Consider the following 14,363-nt stretch of genomic DNA (forward strand, 5'->3'; position numbering starts at 1 on the left):
CGTGTCCAGCGCTCGGGGCAATCGACCACGCAATACCCGTGCCCCACAGCGCGGCAGGTGCCCCCGGAGTGGCAGCTCCGGGGGCACACCCATGCCGTCTGCGGCCCTGCGGAGCCTCTTCGAAGCCCCTACGGCCGCTCCGCGGACCTTCCGCGGACCCTCTGCGGATCCTCTGCGGAGCCTCTGCGGAGCCGAATCGAATGCGCTGCCTTCGCCGATGCCTCTTGATCCCGCGCGCCCTACGGGGTTCGCTGCGGGAGCGGTGCCGTCGGCGGGTTGTCCGCCGTTTCGATATTCGGAAGGGCCGCGGAAGGGGAGGGTTCCCGTGGGCATCGGGATGCTGCTCGACATGGCGGTCTCCGCCAACCCCGACCGGGTGGCCGTAGGCCGCCGGGCGGAGCCGGACGCGCGGCGGCTGACGTACGCCGAACTCGCCCGCACCGCGGCCGCGGGCGCCGGCCTGCTGCGCGACGCGGGCGCACGGCACGTCGTGTACGTGGGCGTCAACGGCCCGGCGTTCCCCGCGCTGCTGTTCGCGGCCGCGCACGCGGGCGTCCCGCTGACGCCGCTCAACTACCGGCTTTCGGGCGCCCAGTTGCGCGAACTGATCGGCGATCTCCCGGGCGCGGTCGTGGTCGCGGAGGACGCCTACGCCCCGGCACTCGCCGACTCCCCCGCCCCGGTCCTGGCGGCCTCGCGGTGGTTCGACGATGCCACGAAGGCCGATCCGATTGCCTCCGCGGAGAACGACTCGGCACCTGCCGTCGTGCTGTTCACGTCCGGCACCACGTCGCGCCCCAAGGGCGTCGTGCTGCGGCACGACAATCTGGTCGGGTACGTCCTGCAGACCGTCGAGTTCGCGTCGGCCGCGGACGACGACGCGATCCTCGTGAGCGTGCCGCCGTACCACGTCGCCGGAGTCGGCGGCGTCCTCAGCAACCTGTACGCGGGACGCCGCATGGTGCACCTGCCCGACTTCGACGCCGGGCAGTGGCTGCGGCTGGTGCGCGGAGAAGCCGTCACGCAGGCCATGGTGGTGCCGACCATGCTGGCGCGGATCGTCGACGCCCTCGACGGCGGCCAAGCGAACGCTCCGGCCTTGCGCGGTATCGCCTACGGCGGCGCCCGTATGCCGGCCACCGTGCTCGCCGCGGCGCTGGCGGCCTTCCCCGACGCCGGGTTCACCAACGCCTACGGCCTCACCGAGACCAGTTCGACGATCGCCGTCCTGGGCCCCGATGAGCACCGCGCCGCGTTCGTGTCCGAGGATCCCGCGGTGCGCCGCCGTCTCGGCTCGGCGGGCCGGTTCGTGCCCGGCGTGGAAGGCGCCGTCCGGGACGGCGAGCTGTGGGTGCGCGGCCGGCAGGTATCCGGCGAGTACCTCGGCACCGGGTCGGTGCTCGACGACGACGGCTGGTTCCCCACCCGCGACCGGGCGCACATCGACGCCGACGGCTACCTGTACATCGAAGGCCGCGCGGACGACACCATCATCCGGGGCGGTGAGAACATCGCCCCCGCGGAAATCGAGGACGTGCTCATCCACCACCCGGCGGTCCGCGAAGTGGCGGTCGTGGGAATGCCCGACGACCAGTGGGGCCAACGCATCACCGCGGCCGTCGTCCCCGCAACCGGGCAGACGGTGGACGCAGAGGAGTTGCGCGCATACGTGCGTGCCCAGCTTCGCGGTTCGCGCACCCCCGACGACGTGGTCGTCCGCGAGGCACTCCCCTACACCCCCACCGGCAAACTTTTGCGCCGCCAACTGGCCGGCGAGCTCGGCGAGTTGCCGGAACCCGGGGCCGCCGTGTCATGCTGACCGCATGGTGACGCTCTACGAGCATGCCGGCGGAGAAGAAGGCCTCCACCGCTTCATCGACATCTTCTACGGCAGTGTGCTTGCCGATCCCCTGCTGAAGCCGCTGTTCGGCGACGGGAAGCCCGAACACGTTGCCCATCTCACGGCGTTCACCGCCGAGACGTTCGGCGGCCCGGACACGTTCAGCCGCGCCATGGGCGGGTTCCTGCAACTGATCGCGGTGCACCGGGGGCTGCGCATCGCCGAGGAGCAGCGGCAGCGGTTCGTCGACCTGTACATGGCGGCGGCGGACAAGGCCGGGCTGCCGTCCGATGCGCCGTTCCGGCAGGCGCTTCGCGAGCACGTCGAGTTCGGGTCGCAGGTCGCGATGCAGAACTCGCATGCGCGGACCGACGCCGAACTGCATCCGCTGCGCGAGGTCCCGATGTGGGATTGGCCGGCGGGGACGGAGCCGTCGGAGTAGGCGGCTCGGTCCCTGTCGGGTCTTCCGCGTGGCGGCGTGGCTCAGCCGATCGCCTCGTCGTCGGGTGCCGATCGGGCGAGGGCGGCCAGTGTCGCCACGGCGCGGGCGAGGACGTCGGGCGGCGGGGAGGCCAGTCCGAGGCGCACGGCGTTGGGTGCGGCGGTGGCGCGTACTGCGAAGGCCGCGCCTGGGGTGACCGCAATACCGCGGCGTGCGGCAGCCGCGACGAACGTGTCGGCGCGCCACGGTTCGGGCAGGTCCCACCAGCACATGGACGCCTCGGGCGCGGTGCGGATGCGGAAGCCGGCGAGGAGGTCGGCCACGGCGGCCTGGCGGGCGCGGGCGTCGGTGCGTTTGGCGGCTTCGATGCTGCGTACGGTGCCGTCGCGCATCCAGCCGAGTGCGGTTTCCAGGGCGAAGCGCGGGGCGGTCCAGGCGCCGGAGCGGATGGCGTGCGCAACGGCATCGGCGCCGGATGCGGGGGCCACGGCGAAGCCGAGGGTGAGCCCGGGGGCGACGCGTTTCGACAGGCTGTCGATCAGCACCGTGTGGTGGGGTGCGAAGGCGGCGAGCGGCGGCCCGGGATCCGTGGCGAGGTGGGACCAAACCGCGTCTTCGATGATCGGGATTCCCAACGTGCCCGTGACTTGTGCGAGTTCGAGGCGTCGTTGGTAGGGCAGCGTGACGGACAGCGGGTTGTGCAGGGTCGGTTGGACGTAAACGGCGTGCAGGCGGGCGGATCTGTGTGCTTCGGCGAGGGCGTCGGGGCGTAGGCCCTCGGTGTCCATGCCGAGCGGGACGAGGGTGGCGCCGACCCGGGTGGCGATGGCGCGGGCTGCCGGGTAGGTGAGGTCTTCGACGCCGAGGCGGCCGCCGGGTGGCACGAGCGCGGCGACGGCCGCGGCGAGGGCCTGGCGTCCGGTACCGGTGAACAGGACACGGTCGGGCTCCGGGGCCCACCCGGCGCGGGCCAGGACGCCCGCGGCGGCTTCCCGCGCCTCCGGGGTGCCGGCTGCGCCGACGGGGCGCAGGGCGTCGCGCAGGACGTCGGGGCGGAGCATCCGGCTCATGCCGTCGGCGAGCAGCGGGAACTGCTCGGGGACCGCGGGGACGCTGAGTTCGAGGTCGACGGCGGCCGTGGTGGGTTCGGCGAGCGCGAACGGGCGCGGCGTGGCGGCGCGGACGTAGGTGCCGCGGCCGACTTCGCCGACGACGAGGCCGCGGCGGGTGAGTTCGGCGTAGACGCGGGTGGCGGTGGAGTTGGCGATGCCGTGGGCGCGGGCGAAGTCGCGCTGGGTGGGGAGCCGGTCGCCGGGGCGCAGGCGGCCGGAGGCGATGTCGGCGGCCACGGCGTCGGCGACGGTGCGGAAGTCCACGGCTTCTCCTCGGCTGCTCGGCTACCGCGGCGGCTGTTCGCTTTCCGCTGCGGATTGCGCGCGCCTCGACCTTGATTGCACCGAGAACAATATTCCTATTGCACCGAGTCGGCAAGGCGCTTTACGCTCACCGGCATGGAAACAGGGGCGATTCTGGGTGTGGCGGCGGTGGCCCTCGGCATGGCGCTGACGCCGGGGCCGAACATGATGTACTGCGTGTCCCGCAGCATCACGCAGGGTCGCCGGGCCGGTGCCATCTCGATCGCGGGCGTGGCCGTCGGCTTCGTGGTCTACCTCGTGGCGACCAGCTTGGGCATGTCGGTGCTGTTCGTGGCCGTGCCGGAGCTGTATGTCGCGGTCAAGGCCGCGGGTGCCGCGTATCTGCTGTGGCTGGCGTGGCAGACGCTCAAGCCGGGCGGCATCTCGGTGTTCGAGGCCGCCGAGCTTCCCCGGGATTCGCCGCGGAAGCTGTTCATGATGGGGCTGTTCACCAACCTGCTGAATCCCAAAGCCGCGCTGCTCTATCTGACGATCATTCCGCAGTTCCTCGATCCGAAGGCCGGGCACGCGTTCCTGCAGAGCCTGGTGCTTGGCGGCGTGCAGATCGCCGCGAGCGTCGCGGTCAACCTGACGATGGTGCTGGCGGCGGGCACGATCGCGGTGTTCCTGGCCCGCCGCCCCGGCTGGCTGCGTGCGCAGCGCTACGTCATGGGCACCATGCTCGGTCTGATCGCGGTCAAGCTGGTGACCGACTCGTCCCGCCCGACGGCGGCGTAGGCCGCGGACTGGATCACGCGGCCTTCGGGTCGGCGGTCAGCGTACGAGGCGGAAGAACCGGCGTACTTCCTCGACGAAGGTCTGCGGCTGTTCGAAGGCCGCGAAGTGGCCGCCGGCCGGGAGTTCGTTCCAGTAGCGCAGGTCCGTGAAGCGCTTCTCCGCCCAGCGGCGCGAGGCGCGGATGATCTCGTGCGGGAAGATCGAGCAGCCGGTCGGCGTGGTCACTTCGTCCAGGTGCGGGCCGTTGAAGCTCTCCCAGTAGAGGCGTGCGGACGACGCCCCGGTGCCGGTGAGCCAGTACAGCGTCACGTTGTCGAGCATCTGGTCGCGGGTGAGGGTGTTCTCGGGGTGTCCGTCGCAGTCCGTCCAGGCCTGGAACTTCTCGACGATCCACGCGAGTTGCCCGGTCGGTGAATCGGCCAGCCCGTAGCCGAGGGTCTGCGGGCGGGTGGACTGGATCTTCGAGTACCCGGTGCCGTGGTCGCGGTGCGACGCGAGGTCCGCGAGGGTTTTGCGTTCGGTGTCGGTCAGGTCGGAGAACGTGGCGGGGTCAGGCGACACCACCGGCATGTTCAGGTGGATGCCGGCCACCTTGTCGCCGCCGGCCTTGGCGGTCGCGACGGTGACCATGGAACCCCAGTCGCCGCCTTGCGCGCCGTAGCGCTCGTAGCCCAGCCGGTCCATGAGCGTGGCCCACGCGGCGCCGATGCGCTCGACGTTCCACCCGGCGCGCTCCGGCTTGCCGCTGAAGCCGTACCCGGGCAGCGACGGCACCACAAGATGGAACGCGTCGCTCGCGTCGCCCCCGTGCGCGGTCGGGTCGGTGAGCGGGCCGATGACGTCGAGGAACTCGACGAAGGACCCGGGCCAGCCGTGCGTGAGGATCAGCGGCATCGCGTCCTCGTGCGGCGACCGGATGTGCAGGAAGTGGATGTCGAGGCCGTCGATCGCGGTGGTGAAGTGCGGGTAGGCGGCGAAGCGCGCCTCGGCCTTCCGCCAGTCGTAGTCCTCGGCCCAGTAGCGGGCGAGGTCGCGCACGTAGGCCAGCGGTATGCCCTGCGACCAGTCGTCGACGGTCTCCGTGTCCGGCCACCGCGTACGCGCCAGCCGCTCCCGCAAGTCCACGAGATCGGCGTCCGGGACCTCGATCTGAAACGGCGTCACATTCTCCGGCTGCGTCATGGCCGCACGCTAGCGGGAGGGAGAACGCATGACCAGGGACACCGGGCGGGGTCCTGGGACCTGCTGCAGGCGGCCTCAGCGGTATCCCCGACAGCCGGCCCGCCCCGTCGGGCACCACCGCCAGGCGCCGACACGGATGCTGCCGCGACGACGCCCCGATAGGCCCCACGTCGTGTCGTCCCTGTGGACCTACACATCTGCACGAGCCGCCGTTCCGGGGTCGTGAGCCTGTCCCCCGAGATGGCGGGCTGTGCGAGGCGTGGCCGCCGCGGGGCTCCTACGTCCGAGTGAAACAGCGGGCCGGACCACCAGTCATCGAAGACGGCCGCGTCTACCGGAGCGCCCTGGACGGAGAACCAGGCCTTCAGCTTGGCATCACGCACCGAGATAAGGGGCGAAGTGCTCGGCCACCTCTGTCGCCACCGCCGACGCGTCGAGCGTGCCGTCGACTTCGATGATGCGGATGCCGAGGCGGCGTGCGTTCCGCGCCGCGTCCTCGGCGATCAGCCGGTCACGGGCGATGCGGTTGGCTTGGGCGCGGGCCGGGTCGGTGACGAGGGCGTTGAGGGCTCGTGCGCGCGGCAGGGTGCGGAGCTGGTGGTGGCGGAAGTCGTCGGTGGGGACGAGGACGACCATGCGCCGAAGCGAGTCGAGCAGCGGCGCGACGAGCTCCGGGCGCAGTCCCCATCCCTCGGCGATCGCAGGCCGGCCGGTGAACAGTGCGCGAAGGTCGTCCAGCGCCCACGCGAAGCGGACGGGGAAGCCGGCCAGGGTCTCGGCGGCCATCTCCTCCGGGCTCTGTTCCACCCAGACCTGGTCCGGGGTCGGATCTGCCACGGGCTCGCCCCGCGCGACACGGCGCGCGACGCGGCGATCCTGGTGGCCGCGGGCGTCGTGGAAGTCGTAGTGATACACCGTCAAGCCATGCTCCTTGGCGATGATTTCCGCCACGGTGGACTTGCCGCACCACTGCCCGCCGCCGATCCACAAGGTGCGCTGCAGGCTGCCGTACGGATCCCAGATTTCCGACATGCGCATCCTCCGCTCCATTGCGCCGCCGATGCCCTTGATCCGCTGACGCGGATGCCGTCCGCCGACGGCACCGGCGGCAGCGTGCCGGACGGCTTCCACGCGGCCCTGCCGGGGTTCCTCGGCCTGGTGTGAGCCGACCGAGGAACCCGGCCGGGGATCAGCCGCCGTACGGCTTGGTGATGACTTCCATGGCATGGCCGTTGGGATCGAGGAAGTACATGCCGCGGCCGCCGTCGTTGCGGTTGATGTGGCCCGGGTTGTCCAGTCTCGGGCTCGGGTAGTAGGTGACGCCGGCTTCGGTGATGCGCGCGAAGATGCCGTCGAATTCCGCTTCGCTGACGAGGAACGCGTAGTGCTGGGCGGGGAAGTCGATGTCGGTGGACACGAAGTCCAGCGTGACGCCGTTCGCCAGGTCGAGCGGCACGAACGGTCCCCACGTCTCGCCGGGCACCAACCCGAGGATTCCCCCGAGGAATTCGGCCGAGGCCCGGTTGTCACGGGTATGCACGATCGTGTGGTTCAAATGGACTGACACAGTGCGATGCCTCCAACAGGCATGTCACAGGCACCTCCACGCACACCCGGACGGTGCCCAGCGCGCGATGCCGTGCCCATCATCGTAGATCGTGCCCGGCGGCGGGCGGCTTGGCCGTCTGCCGCACTGGCTGTCTGTTGCACTGGCTGTCTGTCGCGCGGGCCGTCCGCCGGCCGCCTGCCGCCTTGGCCGTGGTCAGCCGAGGAACGACAACCGCACGTGGCGATCGGGATTGTCGCCGTTGGTGTCGACCAGGACGACCGACTGCCACGTGCCCAAGGCCAGCGCTCCGTCGATGACGGGGAGGGTGGCGTGCGGCGGGACGAATGCCGGGAGGACGTGGTCGCGGCCGTGGCCGGGGCTGCCGTGGCGGTGCCGCCAGCGGTCGTCGGCGGGAAGCAGATCACGCAGCGCGGCGAGGAGGTCGTCGTCGCTGCCCGCGCCCGTTTCGATCACCGCAATACCGGCCGTGGCATGCGGGGTGAACACGTTGAGCAGACCGTCCCGGCCGGACGCCGCATCGCGCAGGAAGGCGGCGCACTCGGCGGTCAGGTCGTACACGGTTTCGGTGCGGCCGGTGCGGATGTCGAGGACGCGGCTGGTGAGGTTGGACATGCGGCCATCCTGCCGCGTCCGGCGGCGGAGGCGCGGGACGCCGCCCCGCCGCTGCGGCGCGCCGATCCGCTCACCGGAAGCCCGCGGGCGCGGTTCCGCTCAGGCGGAATCCCGCGGCCGCAGTTCCGCGCGCCACATGATCACGCGCTTCGGCTCTTCCGGTACCGGGCTACGGACCGCGTCGGCAATGCGCTGGGCCACGGCGCCGAGGGTGACCGCCGGGGTGAAGCCCACGCTGGTGAGTCGCGGGCGCACCATTTCGCACAGCGGCAGATCGTCGGTGCCGGTCACGGCGATGTCGTCGGGGACCCGGATTCCGGCGTCGGACAGAGCACCCATGAGCAACGCGGCATATTCGTCGTTGTAGCCGAACACCGCGTCGGGCCGGTCGTCGGACGCCCAGCTCGCGACGACCTCGGCGGCGGAGGCCGGGGATTCCGCCATCTCGACGATGCGAACCCGCACCGGGTGCGGAGCCGCGGCGACGGCTTCTTGGACACCCTTGAGGCGTTCGCGGCCCAGAGTGGCCAAGCCGATCACGTCGTCGCGGCCCTCGCGCGGGATCACGACGGCGATGTCGCGACGGCCTTGCGCGATGAGGTGTTCCGCGGCGACATACCCGGATCTCCCGGTCTCGCCTTCGAGGACGAAGTGCACCCCGTCGATGGGGGCTTTGCCCCAGGCGAGGCCGACGATGGCGATTTCGCGCGCGGCGAGGTAGGCGGTGGATTCCCTGGTCAGCCGCTCGGGCAGCACCACGATCGCGGCCGGACGGAGCGCGGCCCACGCGCGCGCGGCGGCCATGGGGTCGGCATCCGGGTCGCCGTACGTGACCAACGTGTGGCCCAGCCGGTGGAGTTCGCGGGACAAGTCGTTGACGAACGCGGTGAGCAGCCCGCCGAAGGGAATCGTGTACGTCGGCAGCACGACCAAGTCGGTGTGGCCGCGGCGCAGCGAACGGGCGTCGGAGCGCGGCTCGTAGCCGAGTTCGCGGGCGATCTCGCGGACCCGGCGGCGGGTCTCCTCGGGGATGCGGGCGTCGGCGGTGTCGTTCATGGCGTACGACACCGTGGCGCGCGAGACGCCGGCCGCGCGGGCGACGTCGGCACCGGTGACCGGGCCGGCGACCGCGGGTTTCGCCGCCGCGCCCGGCCGGTGGGCCGAGCCCCGTTTCGAGGCTGCCTTGCCATCGGTGGATGTGGTGCTGCGGTCGCCGCCGCGCGGTCCCGGCGATCGTGTGGTCATAGGGGGATTCTGGCAGGTCACGGGGCGGAGCGACGTCCGGGTTTTCGCTGTCGGGCCCGGCTGTGTCCGGCCGCACCACCACACGCCACCGTATGGATCCGGCGCTCGGCTCAGGCGCCGGGGGTACGGGTGTCGTAGGCATCGCGGGCCGCGGCAATGGCGTCCATGTGCGTGTCGGCCCAGCGCTTCAGTTCGCGGACGACGGTGCCGAGGCTCTCGCCCAGCGGGGTGAGCGCATAGTCGACGCGGACCGGCACGGACGGGGTGATGGTCCGGGTGACCAGGCCGTCGCGTTCCAGTCCGCGGAGCGTCTGGGTCAGCATCTTCTCGCTGATGCCGGCGACTTTGCGGCCGAGTTCGGCGTAGCGCATCGGGCCGTCGGAGAGAGCGGCCATCAGGAGGCTGACCCACTTGTCGCCGATGCGGTCGAGGAGTTGGCGGGCCGGACAGGCGGCGAGGAAGGCGTCGTAGGCCGCGCGGTCGCGCTCACGGCGTTGGGCGGCGGTCAGCGTGGACATGGACGCACCCTTCGATCCGATACGCACTTCCAGGTACGTACTTACCGACAGAGAGTACCCGCTCCTAGGTTCGTGGTGTCGAACAGCGCGGCCCCCGCTTCGGCGCGGGCCGCCTTCCTGCCGTGTCACCTGAGGGAGTACGTCTCATGCGCGCTCTGGTTTCCCGTCCCGTCGGCGACGGCCACGTCCTCGAACTCGCCGAGCTGCCGCGGCCCGAGCCCGGGCCGGGACAAGTCCGGGTCCGCATCCGGGCGGCCGCGGTCAATCCGGTCGACGCCGCGACCGCGTCCGGGGCTCTCGCCGCCATCGGCTTCCATCCGCGGCGCGACGCGGTGGGCCTGGGCTGGGACCTCGCCGGCACCGTCGACGCGCTCGGCTCCGGTGTCGCCGGCTACGCCGTCGGCGACGACGTGATCGGCATCCAGCACCTCCTCGACGTCTCCTCGGGAGCGCACGCCGACTACGCGCTGCTCGACCCGGTGCAGGTCGCACCGGCGCCTGCGGGAGTCGACCCGGTTGCCGCGGCGACGATCCCCCTCAACGCGCTCACCGCCGAACAGGCCTTGGACCGCGCCGGATTGGCGCCCGGCCAGACCCTTTTGGCGACCGGTGCCGCGGGCGCGGTGGGTGCTTTCGCAGTCGAGTTGGCGGTGCGGCGCGGGCTGCGCGTGGTCGCATTGGCGGGCGCGTCGGACGAGGCCTTCGTACGCGGGCTCGGCGCGGAGTGGTTCGTGCCGCGCGGGACGGAGCACCTCGCGGCCGCGGTCCGGGCGCTCGTGCCCGGCGGCGTGGACGGCGCGGTCGACGCGGCGGTCCTCGGCGGCACGGCCGTGCTGGGCGCGGTCCGCGACCGCGGCGTGTTCGTGACGCTGGGGGCCGTCCCGGCGGCGCCGCTGCGCGGGATCGACACCGGGATTGTGCTGGTCGCGGCAGATGCGGAGCGGCTGGCCGCGCTGTCGCGGCTGGCGGCGGCCGGGGGCCTGACGCTCCGGGTCGCGGCGACGTACCCGCTGGCGGACGCGGCGAAGGCGTACGAACGGCTCGGTGCGGGCGGGCTGCGCGGGCGGCTGGTGCTCGTGCCGTAGCACGTGTCGGTGGCGGCCTTTAGCGTGGCGGGAGTGACCGTTTCGGGCCGCGCGCCGACGGAACCCCATCAGCACGGAGGAACGCCCATGCCCGCAACCGCCGACGACGTCCGCCGCGAAGCGCTGGCCCTGCCGGAGACATCCGAGAAGCTGAGCTGGGGACAGCCGACGTTCCGGGTCGGCGGCAAGATCTTCGCGGCGCTCGGCGACGACGACGCGTCCATGGCGTTCAAGTGCCCGCGCGAGGAACGCGCCGAGCTGATCGCGGCGGAGCCGGACAAGTTTTTCCTGCGGCCCGGCCACGACGACAACTTCGACTGGATCCGGGCGCACCTGGCCGCCGTCGACGACCTCGACGAGCTGCGCGCGATGCTCGTCGACGCGTGGCGGCTGGCGGCGCCCAAGCGGGTGGCGAAGGCCTACGACGAGGCGGCGGGGTAAGACCCTCCCGCATTTCCCGACCGGACGCCCCGGTCCGCCGCGGCGGGCCGGGGCGTCGGCGTCCGCGGCGTGGATCGGGGCGGCCTAGGACACGCCCTGGTCGGTCTGGGGTGCGGGCCGCGTGCGGTAGCTGCGCAGCCACATGTCGACGCCGTCGTCGACGATCCGCCGGACCTGGTGCTCGGACAGGCGGTGCAGCCCGAAGTGCGAGGCGTGCATCGCCTCGTGGACGGTCAGCAGGATCAACTGGTGTGCGGCCACATGGACGTCGGGGATCTCGAGGTCGCCCGCCGCGACGTGCGGCTCAAGTTCGGCGACGAGCGCGTCTTCGAACGCCGGCCGCGGGCGGGACCATTGCGCGGCGATCTCCGGGTGCCGCCACTGCTCGGCGATGATGACCCGGCGCAGGCCCGAGACCTCGGGCGCGAGCACCATGTCGGTCCAGATGCGGGCCGCGGCGCGGAGGTCCGCCTCCATGTCGCCGGACTCCCGGAAGAACGCGGCGAACCGCTCTTCGGCGATGCTCGCGGTGTCCTGCTGAGCGGTTTCTATCACCGCCGTGAACAGGTTCGCCTTGTCACCGAAGTGGTTGTAGACGGTCTGCTTCGAGACGCCCGCCTCCGCGGCGACGACGTCGACACTCGTATCGGTGAATCCCTGGCGGAGGAACACCTCTTTGGCGGCGTCGATGATGGCGCGCCGCTTGTCGGGACGGCCAGGACGCCCGGAACGTGCGGGCCTGCCCGCCGCCCCCGCCCCGGACTCCGCTGCCGAATCGGCCTCTGAGCTGCGGATTTGACGACTTGGACGCATGCGTCCAATATTAGCGGAGAAATATTTGGACTGGACCGTCCAGTCCAACTCGGAATCGGCTCCGGCGCCGCCACCGCCCGGCGGCCACCGCTCGGGCGCGAACTCCCTCAGCGCGAGCACTCCCTCACGAACTCCCTCACGAACTCCCTCACCGATTTCCCTCACCGACGTCCGACCACCGCGACCCGGGGGCCACCATGTCCGCTTTTGTCCCGTCTCACCCCGTGCCGACTCCCTCACCGGCCGGATCCGGCACGGGTCCGCCCGGCGACGCCGTCGTGCACACCAAGGGACTCGCGAAGGTGTATCCGGACGGCACGGCAGCCGTGCACGCGCTCGACCTGTCCGTCCGCGCCGGCGAGGTCTTCGCGCTGCTCGGCCCGAACGGCGCCGGAAAGTCCACGACGGTGGGCATGCTGACCACCGCCGTCGTCCCCACCGGCGGGCGCGCCTGGGTCGGCGGCGTCGACGTGGCCGCCCGGCCCGCCGCGGCGCGCCGCATCATCGGCGTGGTCCCGCAGCACTCCACCCTCGACCGCAGCCTGACCGTCCGCGAAAACCTCGTCTTCCACGGCCGCTACTTCGGCATGCGGCGCGCCGACGCCCGCCTCGCGGCGGACCGCGAACTCGACCGCGTCGCCTTGGCCGGCGCGGCGGACAAGCCGGTGGGCGGGCTGTCCGGCGGCATGGCACAGCGGCTGATGATCGCGCGCGCGATCCTGCACCGCCCCGCCGTGCTGTTCCTCGACGAACCGACCACCGGCCTCGATCCGCAGAGCCGCATAGCCCTGCACGACCTGGTCCGCGACCTGCGCGCGGCGGGTCAGACCACCGTGCTGATCACCCACGACATGGCCGAGGCCGACAGCCTGGCCGACCGGGTCGCGGTGATCGACCACGGCCGCCTGCTCGCGCTCGGCACGCCCGCGGCGCTCAAGGCGGATGCCGAAGCCGCCACGTTGGAAGCCGTGTTCTTCCACCTCACCGGAAAGGAGCTGAGGGACCGATGACCGCCGTCCACTCCCGCGAAGCCGCCGCCTTGCCGCCGACCGGCCCGTCACCTCACCCGGGCATGCCCGTGTCCGCCACGGTCCGCGCCTTCGGCGCTTTGGTGGCACGCGACTTGACCGTGCTGCGCCGCCAGCCGCTGGACTTCTTCGCCCGATCGGTCGTGCAGCCGCTCATGCTGCTGTTCGCCCTGGGCTACGTCATGCCCCACATCGCCGCCGGCGCCTCGGGGACCTCCGCAGGCTCGACGTTCGCCGCGGACCAGGCCACGACCCTGCTCGCCGGGATGCTCGCGATGGTCGTGCTGTTCCAGGGCATCACCGCCGTGGCGATGCCGCTGGTGCAGGAGTTCGGCGTGACCCGGGAGATCGACGACCGGGTCCTCTCCCCCGTGCCGGTCTCCCTGGTGGCGTGCGCCAAGGTCGCCGTGGGGGCGCTGCAAGGACTGCTCGCCGCGGCCATGGTGTTCCCCCTCGCCGAGTTCGTCCCGGCGGAACGCCCCGCGCTGCACATCGATTGGCCGGTGCTGCTGACCCTCGCCCCGCTCGGCGCGCTCCTGTTCTCCAGCCTCGGCCTCTACCTGGGCTCCGCGTTCCAGGCCCGCAACGTGATGGCGCTGTTCGCCACGCTGCTGACCCCCGTCCTGTATCTGGGCTGCACGCTGTACCCGTGGAGCGCACTCGACAACGTGCGCTGGGTGCAACTCGTCTCGCTGATCAACCCGTTGACGTTCCTGAGCGAGGGCTTCCGCGCCTCGGTCACCTCCGCGGACCACCTGAGCCTGCTCGTCGTCTACCCGGTCCTGATAGCCGCCACCGCACTGCTCCTCGGCCGCGGCATCCGCCACTTCCGGGGGCGGGTGGTGAGCTAGGTGTATTGATCACGAGCGTTGTTGACGGTGGTGTGTCCGTGCGACGCCCGGCGGACGGTGCACCGCCGCCGGCCTCCTGGTCGAGCGCGTCGCATCGCGACGCCCGATCGCTCACACCGGGGCCGGCGTCGCTCCCGAGGCTCCGCGACCTGCTCCGCGCGGTCCGGCCGGCCCCGAAGGCGCTCGACCCGGTGATCAACGCCGACCCTCGTTCGTCGCGCCGAAGGCGGGGCGACGGGGCAGCGCGAAGCACGGCAGCGCCGCGGCAGGCATCTCCGATGCCGGCTCGGTCTGGCGGCAGTTCGCTCGGGCGGCGGCACGCTCTGGTGGTGCGCTGCGTTGGGGGTGGTGCGCTGCGTTGGGGTGGTACCTACCCTGGCGATCTCCCGAGCCCCCGCAGGGAGGGCCACAGGCGTCGTACGGCGGGGAGTGGGCCCCGGGCGCGCCGGTGCCGCACCGTGGTGGGCCGCCGCGCTCGACGTCGGAGACGTCGTGTGGGTCCTGTCCCCGGCCGGCCACGTCGAGCAGCCGCGGCCCGCGTCGCCGCTCCACCGCGCCGGTGGCTCGGCGCCCGGAACCTGTT

General features: G+C 72.1%; 16 protein-coding genes. 8 read left to right on the forward strand and 8 right to left on the reverse strand.

All coding sequences use genetic code 11. The annotated features are described in order from the left end of the window. The first annotated feature begins 325 nt into the window (after positions 1–325). Entirely contained in the window at positions 326–1,819 is a 1,494-nt protein-coding gene (locus ABEA93_RS23250) for a class I adenylate-forming enzyme family protein (RefSeq protein WP_345677645.1), read from the forward strand. Between the two features lie 4 nt (positions 1,820–1,823). Beyond that, complete coding sequence (locus tag ABEA93_RS23255) at positions 1,824–2,282, forward strand: group II truncated hemoglobin (protein ID WP_345677646.1); 459 nt, start codon at positions 1,824–1,826, stop codon at positions 2,280–2,282. Between the two features lie 41 nt (positions 2,283–2,323). Here ABEA93_RS23255 and ABEA93_RS23260 read toward each other — a convergent pair whose 3' ends face one another. Then, positions 2,324–3,658, reverse strand: a complete 1,335-nt coding sequence (locus tag ABEA93_RS23260) for an aminotransferase-like domain-containing protein (protein ID WP_345677647.1) — start codon at positions 3,656–3,658, stop codon at positions 2,324–2,326. Between the two features lie 135 nt (positions 3,659–3,793). Here ABEA93_RS23260 and ABEA93_RS23265 point away from each other — a divergent pair, with 135 nt between their 5' ends. Beyond that, complete coding sequence (locus ABEA93_RS23265) at positions 3,794–4,435, forward strand: LysE family translocator (protein WP_345677648.1); 642 nt, start codon at positions 3,794–3,796, stop codon at positions 4,433–4,435. Between the two features lie 36 nt (positions 4,436–4,471). Here the strand turns inward: ABEA93_RS23265 and ABEA93_RS23270 are convergent, their stop codons facing one another. Beyond that, the gene (locus tag ABEA93_RS23270) at positions 4,472–5,617 is read right to left on the reverse strand and encodes an epoxide hydrolase family protein (protein WP_345677649.1); all 1,146 of its coding nucleotides are present in this window, start codon (positions 5,615–5,617) and stop codon (positions 4,472–4,474) included. A gap of 375 nt (positions 5,618–5,992) precedes the next feature. Then, positions 5,993–6,532 carry a hypothetical protein gene (locus tag ABEA93_RS23275; RefSeq protein WP_345677829.1) on the reverse strand — a complete coding sequence of 180 codons (540 nt, stop codon included), beginning with the start codon at positions 6,530–6,532 and terminating at the stop codon, positions 5,993–5,995. Positions 6,533–6,541: 9 nt separating this feature from the next. Between ABEA93_RS23275 and ABEA93_RS23280 the strand changes: the two genes are divergently transcribed. Continuing rightward, positions 6,542–6,781 (forward strand): hypothetical protein, encoded by a 240-nt coding sequence (locus ABEA93_RS23280; RefSeq protein WP_345677650.1) that lies wholly within the window; start codon positions 6,542–6,544, stop codon positions 6,779–6,781. 25 nt (positions 6,782–6,806) lie between these two features. Here ABEA93_RS23280 and ABEA93_RS23285 read toward each other — a convergent pair whose 3' ends face one another. From ABEA93_RS23285 to ABEA93_RS23300, 4 genes are all read right to left on the reverse strand, one after another. Continuing rightward, the gene (locus tag ABEA93_RS23285; RefSeq protein ID WP_345677651.1) at positions 6,807–7,184 is read right to left on the reverse strand and encodes a VOC family protein; all 378 of its coding nucleotides are present in this window, start codon (positions 7,182–7,184) and stop codon (positions 6,807–6,809) included. Between the two features lie 195 nt (positions 7,185–7,379). Beyond that, complete coding sequence (locus ABEA93_RS23290) at positions 7,380–7,799, reverse strand: YjbQ family protein (RefSeq protein WP_345677652.1); 420 nt, start codon at positions 7,797–7,799, stop codon at positions 7,380–7,382. A 99-nt stretch (positions 7,800–7,898) separates the two neighbouring features. Further along, positions 7,899–9,044 carry a LacI family DNA-binding transcriptional regulator gene (locus ABEA93_RS23295; protein WP_345677653.1) on the reverse strand — a complete coding sequence of 382 codons (1,146 nt, stop codon included), beginning with the start codon at positions 9,042–9,044 and terminating at the stop codon, positions 7,899–7,901. Positions 9,045–9,154: 110 nt separating this feature from the next. Then, positions 9,155–9,562 carry a winged helix-turn-helix transcriptional regulator gene (locus tag ABEA93_RS23300; RefSeq protein ID WP_345677654.1) on the reverse strand — a complete coding sequence of 136 codons (408 nt, stop codon included), beginning with the start codon at positions 9,560–9,562 and terminating at the stop codon, positions 9,155–9,157. Between the two features lie 146 nt (positions 9,563–9,708). Here ABEA93_RS23300 and ABEA93_RS23305 point away from each other — a divergent pair, with 146 nt between their 5' ends. Together ABEA93_RS23305 and ABEA93_RS23310 are read left to right on the forward strand one after the other, a co-directional pair. Further along, complete coding sequence (locus ABEA93_RS23305) at positions 9,709–10,647, forward strand: NADP-dependent oxidoreductase (protein ID WP_345677656.1); 939 nt, start codon at positions 9,709–9,711, stop codon at positions 10,645–10,647. A gap of 87 nt (positions 10,648–10,734) precedes the next feature. After that, positions 10,735–11,088 carry an MmcQ/YjbR family DNA-binding protein gene (locus ABEA93_RS23310; protein WP_345677657.1) on the forward strand — a complete coding sequence of 118 codons (354 nt, stop codon included), beginning with the start codon at positions 10,735–10,737 and terminating at the stop codon, positions 11,086–11,088. Positions 11,089–11,172: 84 nt separating this feature from the next. Here the strand turns inward: ABEA93_RS23310 and ABEA93_RS23315 are convergent, their stop codons facing one another. Further along, complete coding sequence (locus ABEA93_RS23315) at positions 11,173–11,901, reverse strand: TetR/AcrR family transcriptional regulator (protein ID WP_345677658.1); 729 nt, start codon at positions 11,899–11,901, stop codon at positions 11,173–11,175. A 224-nt stretch (positions 11,902–12,125) separates the two neighbouring features. On the opposite strand from ABEA93_RS23315, the gene ABEA93_RS23320 reads away from it, so the two are divergent. Together ABEA93_RS23320 and ABEA93_RS23325 are read left to right on the forward strand one after the other, a co-directional pair. Continuing rightward, positions 12,126–12,911 carry an ABC transporter ATP-binding protein gene (locus ABEA93_RS23320; RefSeq protein WP_345677659.1) on the forward strand — a complete coding sequence of 262 codons (786 nt, stop codon included), beginning with the start codon at positions 12,126–12,128 and terminating at the stop codon, positions 12,909–12,911. After that, positions 12,908–13,780 carry an ABC transporter permease gene (locus tag ABEA93_RS23325; RefSeq protein ID WP_345677660.1) on the forward strand — a complete coding sequence of 291 codons (873 nt, stop codon included), beginning with the start codon at positions 12,908–12,910 and terminating at the stop codon, positions 13,778–13,780. Before ABEA93_RS23320 ends, ABEA93_RS23325 begins: the two co-directional genes overlap by 4 nt. Positions 13,781–14,363: the final 583 nt, after the last annotated feature.

The sequence above is a fragment of the Yinghuangia aomiensis genome (genome assembly GCF_039542225.1).
GTDB classification, from domain to species: Bacteria; Actinomycetota; Actinomycetes; order Streptomycetales; family Streptomycetaceae; genus Yinghuangia; species Yinghuangia aomiensis.

Coding starts and splice junctions, on each gene's coding strand:
- ABEA93_RS23255 (WP_345677646.1), top strand. CDS start 1,824: ATGGTGACGCTCTACGAGCATGCCGGCGGAGAAGAAGGCCTCCACCGC.
- ABEA93_RS23315 (WP_345677658.1), bottom strand. CDS start 11,901: ATGCGTCCAAGTCGTCAAATCCGCAGCTCAGAGGCCGATTCGGCAGCG.
- ABEA93_RS23290 (WP_345677652.1), bottom strand. CDS start 7,799: ATGTCCAACCTCACCAGCCGCGTCCTCGACATCCGCACCGGCCGCACC.
- ABEA93_RS23325 (WP_345677660.1), top strand. CDS start 12,908: ATGACCGCCGTCCACTCCCGCGAAGCCGCCGCCTTGCCGCCGACCGGC.
- ABEA93_RS23265 (WP_345677648.1), top strand. CDS start 3,794: ATGGAAACAGGGGCGATTCTGGGTGTGGCGGCGGTGGCCCTCGGCATG.
- ABEA93_RS23300 (WP_345677654.1), bottom strand. CDS start 9,562: ATGTCCACGCTGACCGCCGCCCAACGCCGTGAGCGCGACCGCGCGGCC.
- ABEA93_RS23310 (WP_345677657.1), top strand. CDS start 10,735: ATGCCCGCAACCGCCGACGACGTCCGCCGCGAAGCGCTGGCCCTGCCG.
- ABEA93_RS23295 (WP_345677653.1), bottom strand. CDS start 9,044: ATGACCACACGATCGCCGGGACCGCGCGGCGGCGACCGCAGCACCACA.
- ABEA93_RS23280 (WP_345677650.1), top strand. CDS start 6,542: ATGCTCCTTGGCGATGATTTCCGCCACGGTGGACTTGCCGCACCACTG.
- ABEA93_RS23270 (WP_345677649.1), bottom strand. CDS start 5,617: ATGACGCAGCCGGAGAATGTGACGCCGTTTCAGATCGAGGTCCCGGAC.
- ABEA93_RS23305 (WP_345677656.1), top strand. CDS start 9,709: ATGCGCGCTCTGGTTTCCCGTCCCGTCGGCGACGGCCACGTCCTCGAA.